Raw genomic sequence first — 7,709 nt, forward strand, 5'->3', positions numbered from 1 at the left:
GGGATCGGCATCCCCGGCGCGAGCGCGCCGGGGATGCCGATCCCCACGGTCCCGGACCCGCCGGCCGCGTGCTCGAGCGCGGCGACGAGGCCCGCGATGGCCCGGAGCGAGCCGTCGTACTCGCCCCGCGGGGTCGCGATGCGCCGCTCGGCCAGCACCTGGCCCGACGCATCGAGGGCGATCCCGGCGATCTTGGTGCCGCCGAGATCGATGCCGATGCGAAGCCGACCCATCCGCCTAGGGCGCGACCGGAACCGGCTTCTCGTCGGCGATCTCGGTGCCGATGGCGAGGGGATTGGCCATCACCTCGCGCAGCTTGACCGGATCGAGTTCGCCCTCCCAGCGGCTGACCACCACGCAGGCGACGCCGTTGCCGACGAGGTTGGTGAGCGCGCGGCATTCCGACATGAACTTGTCGATGCCGAGGATCAGCGCCATCGCGGCGACCGGGACCGGGTTGCCGGGAATCGCCGCGAGCGTGGCGGCCAGCGTGATGAAGCCGGCGCCGGTGACGCCTGAAGCACCCTTCGAGGTCAGCATCGCGACCGCGATGATGGTGGCGTACTGCCCGAAGCTGAGATCCGCCCCCACGGCCTGCGCCAGGAACAGGGTCGCCAGCGTCATGTAGATGTTGGTGCCGTCGAGGTTGAACGAGTAGCCGGTCGGGATGACGAGGCCGACGACCGAATCCGAGGCGCCCAGCCGCTTCATCTTCTGCATCATGTGCGGCAGCACCGTCTCTGACGAGGAAGTGCCGAGCACGATCAGGAGCTCGTCCTTGATGTAGGCCAGGAACTTGATGATCGAGAAGCCGGAGAAGCGCGCGATCAGGCCGAGCACCACCAGCACGAACAGGAGGCTCGTGAGGTAGAAGGTGGCGACGAGGCCCGCGAGATTGCCGAGCTTGCCGATGCCGTACTGGCCGATCGTATAGGCCATGGCGCCAAAGGCGCCGATCGGCGCGAGCTTCACGATCATGCCGATGATGCGGAAGAAGATCTCGCCCGCCGCCTCGATGGCGTGGGTCGCCGGCTTGCCGCGCTCGCCCAGACCCGTGATGACGACGCCGGTCAGGACCGAGATCAGCAGGATCTGCAAGAGGTCGCCGCCCGCGAAGGCGTCGAAGTAGCTCTTGGGGATGATCGCCATGATGTGGGCGATCGTCGAATCGGCCTGCGCCTTGCTGACGTAGCCGGCCACCGCCTTGGCGTCGAGCTGCTCCGCCGTGGCGCCGAAGCCGGCACCCGGCCGCACGATCTCGCCGACGATGACGCCGATGACGAGGGCGAGGGAGGACACGACCTCGAAGTAGACCAGCGCCTTCAGGCCGACGCGGCCGACCTTCTTGAGGTCGCCGATCGACGCGATGCCGTGCACGATGGTGCAGAAGATGATCGGCGCGATCATCATCTTGATGAGCGCGATGAAGGCGTCGCCGAGCCACTTCATCGCCTTGGCGGTGTCGGGGGCGACGTAACCGAGCAGGACGCCGAGCGCGATGGCGATCAGAACCTGGATGTAGAGGACCTTGTACCAGGGCTGCGACGAGCCCGGGGCCGTCGCGGACGGCGTGGCGTGCTGCATGATCGTTCTCTCCCCACGCTGCCGGCCGTCTTGAGTTCGGCCGTCGCGGTGCGGCCTTCGCCGCGTATTCAACCGAAAATTGCTCGATGGCCGGGACGTACCGACGGTCCGGCCCGCTCGTTCGTCGACGAACACTCGCATCGACGGACACCCGCGGACGTCTCCGGCGGTCGTCCTGCCGGCCCTGGGACCGGTGGCGCGGCATGCAGCGTGGGAGTAGCGACGTCAACGCCCTCGCGGCATGTTTCGCCACTCCGCCACGAGTTCGGCGCGGTGGCAATCCCGTGGTGGGGAAAAATTATCAAGGCAGAGACCGTGCCGACACACCGATGCCCGACACCCCGAGAGTCGGTCCGTGGTCGGGGACGGTTGCGGCACACCGAAACCTTAAGGCAGAGGCGCTGCGGGACTGGTGATGCACATTGGTGATGGACATGGCCTGCACGCAACCGGACCTGTCACCCGTCCTCGTCCAGATCTGACCTCTGCGACGGCTCGACCATCCCCGTCGGCATCGTCGTGAGATCGGGCTAGTTCGAACAATCAATTCGCAATCGGTTCCGTTATCAACTTTTGTATAATTAAATAGATCGCAATTTATGCGTTGGAAATCCCCATATTTTTATCTATTCGGCAGATTTATTGTATAATTTTTGTTTGATATTTATATTAACATTCAAAAATAATTATGTAATAGGGCGCGACAACGTATGCGTTCGCCGGTCAGTGCGCATTCCTTCGTGCGTCGCCCCCTTTTCCGGACGACTGAAGCGAGAGCGAAAGGAGATCCGGGAACCAGCACAAGAAGCCGCGCAGCGTCCGCTTGTCTGCACCGTTGCAAGTGCCGGAGCCGCTTCGCGGCACTTCTCTCCTGGATCCCGGATCTCCTTCCGCTCGCGCCTCAGTCGTCCGGGAAAGGGCGGCGGCCGGAGTTCGAACGTGGATAGGGTGATAAAGCGCCTATCAGTTCGCGTACGTAAGATCATCCGGACGTGGAACGGCGGCATGTCGTTCCCTGGCGGGGCAATGTCTGTCGCTGCCGATGGCCGTCGTCGGTCTCGTGCCGATCGTCCGCCCGCGCCTGGCGGCGCGGACGGCGTCTTCGTGAGCGACGCGTCAGGGCGTCGGCTGGGTCCGGCGCGGGCGCACGGTCCAGCGCTCGAAGGCCGGGGTGCCGTCGTCGCGCGCGGCATCCCCGCCCGGCACCGCGGCGCCGAGGGCCTGCGACAGGCTCTCGATCACGTCGTCGATGCGGGTGTCCTGCGGCGGCTCCGGCGGGGGCGGGGGCGGCGCCGGCTCGTGAGCCGGCTCGGCCTCGGCCTGGGGCGGCGCCGGCTCGGGGGCGGCTTGGTGGACCGGCTCGTGCACCGGCTCGGGCTCCGGCGGTGGAGGCGGCGCCGGCTCGGGGGCGGGCGGCGTCGCGATGCGGCGGAGCGCGCTCGCCATGCCGGCCTCCTCGCCGCCGCTTCGCGGCGCGGCGTAGCGGCCGAAGCCGTAACGCGGCTCGATCAGGTCGAGCACGGCGTCGAGGGCGGCGTTGGACAGGCCGATCTCGCCGGGCTGCGGCACGCCCTGGAGGGCGATGCTGCGGCCCTCGTAGGCCGGATCGGCGGTCACCTCGGGGCCGAACCACGGCGGGGCCGGGAAGCCGTTGGCCTCGTCCGGGTTGTCGAACGTCACCGTCACCACGTCGACGGTGCCGGGGGCGACGTAGCGGTCGATCAGGGCGTCGCGGCCGTTGCCGAGCGCCACCTGGGTACGGTCGTAGGCGGCGCGGCCGGCGCAGACATCGAGGAGCGCGTCGCCATGGGCGCGGGGCACCTCGGTCCGCTCCTCGGTCGCGGCGCCGCCGTCGGAAGTGACCAGGACCAGGTGGCACTGGCCGCCATCGACCCGCACGAACGAGGTGCGGCCCGACTGGGACGGGAAATAGCCTTCAGTGATGCGGGAGGAGCCGCGCTCCTTGCGGATCAGGCGGACCAGCGCCGGCGCGACCTGGAAACGTCGTACGAGGGTCATACGCTCAACTCCACGGGGGTCGCGGCCTCAACGACCGCGATCGGCGTCAACTCTCGCGTATCGGCTCAACGGGACGACGGAATCAAGGCCGGGACGGTGATGTCGCGGATTTATTGACCGTTTTCGCGTCACGGAGCGCAAATTCGGGGCGTCACTCCAGGCTCGTGGCGATCAGCGCCTCGGCGGCCCCGGCCAGCGAGCGGTTCGGCCCCTCGGCTCCGAAGATCTGGCCACAGGCGAAGGCGCCCTCGATCAGGAGCAGCAGGGCGTCGGCGAGGGGCTCGGGCTTTCGGGCGCCGATCGTGCGGGCGACCTCGGCGAGGCGGGCATGCAGGGCGCGCTTGCTGGCGAGCACCGCGGCGCGGGCCGGATGGTCGGCCTCCGGGTACTCGACGAGGGCGTTGGTGAGGCCGCAGCCGCGAAAGCCCGGCCGGGCGCTGCGCCCCGCGATGCCGGACAGGAACGCCACCAGCCCCGCCCGGGGATCGTCCGCGTGCGCCGCCAGCGCCTCGTCGAGGCGGCGGCGCAGACCCGCGTCGTAATCCTCCAGGCAGGCGACCACGAGGGCGTCCTTCGAGGCGAACCCACGATAGAGGCTCGGCTTCGTCACCCCGGCCCGGGCCACGATCTCGTCGACCCCGACGCCCCGGATGCCGCGGCTGTAGAAGAGCTCGCGGGCGGCCGCCCGGATCCGGTCGCCGGCCCGGGCCGGCCCGCTCCCGTCGTGCCCGTCCCCCGAGGTCCCGTCCGCCATACCCGTCGCCCCCATCCTGCGCTCGATGCCCTTGACGATGTTACTGACCGGTACGTACCGTATTACCACGATTCGGGGAGGGGTGTCCCAGCATGAGTTCGACCGTGTCGCCGCGTGGCATCGCCCCGCCGAGGCCCCGGCCCTTCGGGCAGAACTACGCCTTCGTGGTGGTGGGGGTGATCTTCCTCTGCCTGCTCGCCGCCGCGGGCCTGCGGGCCTCGCCCGGCGTGCTGATCCTGCCGCTCGAGCAGGCCTTCGGCTGGAGCCGCTCCACCACCTCGTTCTCCGCCGGCCTCGGCATCTTCCTTTACGGACTCGTCGGGCCCTTCGCGGCGGCGCTGATGCAGAGCTTCGGCATCCGCCGCACGCTGCTCTGCGCGCTCGCCCTGATGTCGGCCTCGACGGCGCTGAGCGCGCTGATGACCGAGCCCTGGCACCTGATCGCGACCTGGGGCGTGCTGTCGGGCCTCGGCAGCGGCTGCGTTGCCATTGTGCTCGGCGCGACCGTGGTGAACCGCTGGTTTGCCGTGCGCCGCGGCCTGTTCATGGGGCTTCTCACTGCCAGCACCGCCACCGGCACACTGATCTTCCTGCCGGGCCTCGCGGCGATCGCGCAAGCCGGGGGCTGGCGCCCGGTGGTGCTCACGGTGGCCTGCGCCGTCGCGGCCCTGATCCCGCTCGTCGCCTGGCTCCTGCCGGAGCGCCCCTCCGATATCGGCCTCACCCCGTACGGCGCCGCGCCCGGCACCGTCGCCGAGCCGCCGCGCCGCGCCAATCCCTTTCGCGCCGCGATCGACGGACTGGTGCGGGCGAGCGCCAAGGGCGACTTCTGGCTCCTGTTCGGCACCTTCTTCATCTGCGGGCTGACCACCAACGGGCTGGTCGGCACCCACCTGATCTCGTTCTGCGCCGACCAGGGCATCCCGGAGGTGCGCGCGGCGGGGCTCCTGGCGATGATGGGGATCTTCGACCTCATCGGCACCACCGGATCGGGCTGGCTCACCGACCGCTACGACCCGCGCAAGCTCCTGTTCGTCTATTACGGCCTGCGCGGGCTCTCGCTGATGGCGCTGCCCTTCACCGACTTCTCGTTCTACAGCCTGTCGATCTTCGCGGTGTTCTACGGCCTCGACTGGATCGCCACGGTGCCGCCGACGGTGCGGCTCGCCAACGAGACGTTCGGCGAGCGCGACGCCCCGATCGTGTTCGGCTGGATCGCCGCCGGCCACCAGCTCGGCGCGGCGACCGCGGCCTTCGGCGCCGGCCTGGTGCGGGCCTCGGAAGGCCGCTACCTCGAGGCGTTCCTGGCCGCCGGCCTCACCGCCCTGATGGCCGCCCTGATGTCGCTGATGATCGGCCGGATGCGCCGGGCGGCGCCGGCAGTGGCGGCCTGACGGACGGGGGCGTGCGCCCGGCCCGTCACGGGTGCAGCGACGCCCCCTTGGTGGCCTTGTCGACGTCCTTCTTGAGTCCGTGGAGGGCGAGGCCGACGAGGTCCGGCGCGTCGGCGGGCTCGGCGCGGAAGACCTCGCGGTTGGCGGCGTCGTGCCCGGTCTCGAACATCGCCCGGACATAGGCGCTGCGGGCGAGGTCGCGCTGGATCGCCTGCTGCCAGGCCCGCTGCAGCACCTCGGCTGAGGCGGAGAAAATCAGGATCGGCTGGCCGAGGAGCCGTGCGTGGGTGCGCCCGGCGGCGTCGCGGTAGGGCTCGCCCATCGCCTCGGGCACCGCCCCGGCGATGCCGGTCGCCAGGAACGCCGTGACGTTCAGCTTCTGCCATACGGCGAGGTCGTCGCGGACCAGGATGGCCACCTTGGTGTCGAACATCGAAACGCTCCCTGCGGGTGATCGGGTGCAGGGCTAGTCGAGGAGGTGCGCGCCGTCTGGAACGTCCGTGCGCCCGCGCCGGTACGCGGCGGGGGTCAGGCCGTAGGCGCGGCGAAACCAGCGGCCGAGATGGCTCTGGTCGGAGAAGCCCGCCATCAGCGCGACCTCCGCCGGCGGCACCCGCTCGCGCAGCAGCGCGCGGGCCCGGGCGAGGCGCAGCTCGACCAGGCAGGCATGGGGCGAGGTGCCGAAGCGCCGCCGGAACGCCCGGGCGAGCTGGAACCGGTCGGCGGCGCCGACCGCCCGGGCGAGCGCGTCGAGGCCGAACGGCTCGGCCGCATGCGCGTGCAGGTAGTCGAGCGCGCGTTCCGCCACGGCCGGATCGCCGTCGGGCGCCGGGCGCGGCGAGGCGGCGCCGAGATGGCCGCGCAGCCGCTCGGCGAGGTCGTCCATCGCCGCGTCGGTCGCGAGCGGCGAGGTAGCGCCGAACACCGTCCGGCACGCCTGGAGGATGGCCGCGCCGAGGTGCCGGTCGTCGGCCAGGGTGGCCCGGAACCCGAGATGCCCGTCGCGGCCGCCCATCCGGTCGCGCAGCCAGTCCTGCGGCAGGTAGAGCATGCTGTAGCGAAAGCCCGCCGCGCGCAGGGCCTGCCCGTCGTGGCGCTCGCCGGGCTCGATCAGGATCACCCGGCCCGCCGTGCTCTGGCGGCGCGCCCCGCGGCAGAAGAAATCCTGGATGCCGTCATGGGTGACGCCGACCAGCCACTCGTCGTGGTGGTGCATGTCGTAGGCGTGGCCGTGGAAGCGCGCCGTCACCGCCTCGATCCCGCTCGCCGCATCACGCCGCAGGTGGATCACGTCGCGGGGCGGTGCGCACTCGTCGGCCACGGCGGTGCCTCCGGTTCTCACGCCGCCGCCCGCACGGCCCGGCCGACGGCGAGCGCCAGCACCAGACCGACGCCCAGCATCGGCGCCGCCAGGGCCTCGAGCCCGTGAGCCCGATACGCCAATCCCCCCGCCACCGCGCCCGCGACCAGCGCCAGCCAGGTGCAGGCATCCGGCAGCCAGCCGAGGGCCGGGCCGATCCGGGTGGCGGCCTGGGCCAGGGTGTGGCTGAGGCTGAACAGTGTCCCGGTGACGAAGGTGACGCCGGGCCGGAATCCCGCGCTCCGGCGGAGCGCCGCGTTCTGCGCCCCCATGGCGGCGGCGAGAAGAGGCGCCACCGGCCCTTGCGCGGGGCCGAAGGCGAGAGACAGGGCCGCGGCCAGGAGCGCCGCCTCGACCGCCAGCACCGCGGCCGGCCCCCAGCGGCCGGGGGTGCGCAGCGAGACCACGCTGCCGCAGAAGCCGCCGGTAAGGAACGACACGAAGAGGAGGCCGATCTCCCAGGCGACCGGGTGGCCGGGTTGCGCCAGCGAGACCGCGAACTGGGTCGAGTTGCCGCTCATGAACGAGGTGTAGAGCCCGTCGAGCCGCAGAAAGCCGACGGCGTCGACGAAGCCGGCGGCGGCGGTGAGGAGCAGGC

General features: G+C 70.8%; 8 protein-coding genes. 1 reads left to right on the forward strand and 7 read right to left on the reverse strand.

The window, feature by feature from the left end:
* The 4 genes from QR78_RS22230 to QR78_RS22245 form a co-directional block, all read right to left on the reverse strand.
* The coding region (locus QR78_RS22230) for an ROK family protein (RefSeq protein WP_048429766.1) at positions 1–233 on the reverse strand (233 nt) is incomplete at its 3' end.
* Positions 234–237: 4 nt separating this feature from the next.
* A complete protein-coding gene (locus QR78_RS22235; protein ID WP_048429767.1) occupies positions 238–1,584 on the reverse strand; it encodes a dicarboxylate/amino acid:cation symporter in 1,347 nt (448 codons plus the stop codon).
* Positions 1,585–2,700: 1,116 nt separating this feature from the next.
* Positions 2,701–3,603 carry a CYTH domain-containing protein gene (locus QR78_RS22240; protein ID WP_048429768.1) on the reverse strand — a complete coding sequence of 301 codons (903 nt, stop codon included), beginning with the start codon at positions 3,601–3,603 and terminating at the stop codon, positions 2,701–2,703.
* A 151-nt stretch (positions 3,604–3,754) separates the two neighbouring features.
* Positions 3,755–4,357 carry a TetR/AcrR family transcriptional regulator gene (locus tag QR78_RS22245; protein WP_048429769.1) on the reverse strand — a complete coding sequence of 201 codons (603 nt, stop codon included), beginning with the start codon at positions 4,355–4,357 and terminating at the stop codon, positions 3,755–3,757.
* Positions 4,358–4,449: 92 nt separating this feature from the next.
* On the opposite strand from QR78_RS22245, the gene QR78_RS22250 reads away from it, so the two are divergent.
* Positions 4,450–5,751, forward strand: coding sequence for an MFS transporter (locus QR78_RS22250; protein ID WP_048429770.1), 1,302 nt, complete (start codon positions 4,450–4,452; stop codon positions 5,749–5,751).
* A gap of 25 nt (positions 5,752–5,776) precedes the next feature.
* On the opposite strand, the gene QR78_RS22255 is transcribed toward QR78_RS22250, so the two are convergent.
* From QR78_RS22255 to QR78_RS22265, 3 genes are read right to left on the reverse strand one after another with little or no spacing between them, the layout of a single operon-like run.
* Positions 5,777–6,184, reverse strand: coding sequence for a DUF2000 domain-containing protein (locus QR78_RS22255; RefSeq protein WP_048429771.1), 408 nt, complete (start codon positions 6,182–6,184; stop codon positions 5,777–5,779).
* 33 nt (positions 6,185–6,217) lie between these two features.
* A complete protein-coding gene (locus QR78_RS22260) occupies positions 6,218–7,072 on the reverse strand; it encodes an AraC family transcriptional regulator (protein ID WP_048429772.1) in 855 nt (284 codons plus the stop codon).
* 17 nt (positions 7,073–7,089) lie between these two features.
* On the reverse strand, positions 7,090–7,707 hold the full coding sequence (locus QR78_RS22265) for a YoaK family protein (protein WP_053221042.1): 618 nt from the start codon (positions 7,705–7,707) through the stop codon (positions 7,090–7,092).
* Between the last annotated feature and the right edge of the window lie 2 nt (positions 7,708–7,709).

This window comes from Methylobacterium indicum, from assembly GCF_001043895.1.
GTDB classification, from domain to species: domain Bacteria; phylum Pseudomonadota; class Alphaproteobacteria; order Rhizobiales; family Beijerinckiaceae; genus Methylobacterium; species Methylobacterium indicum.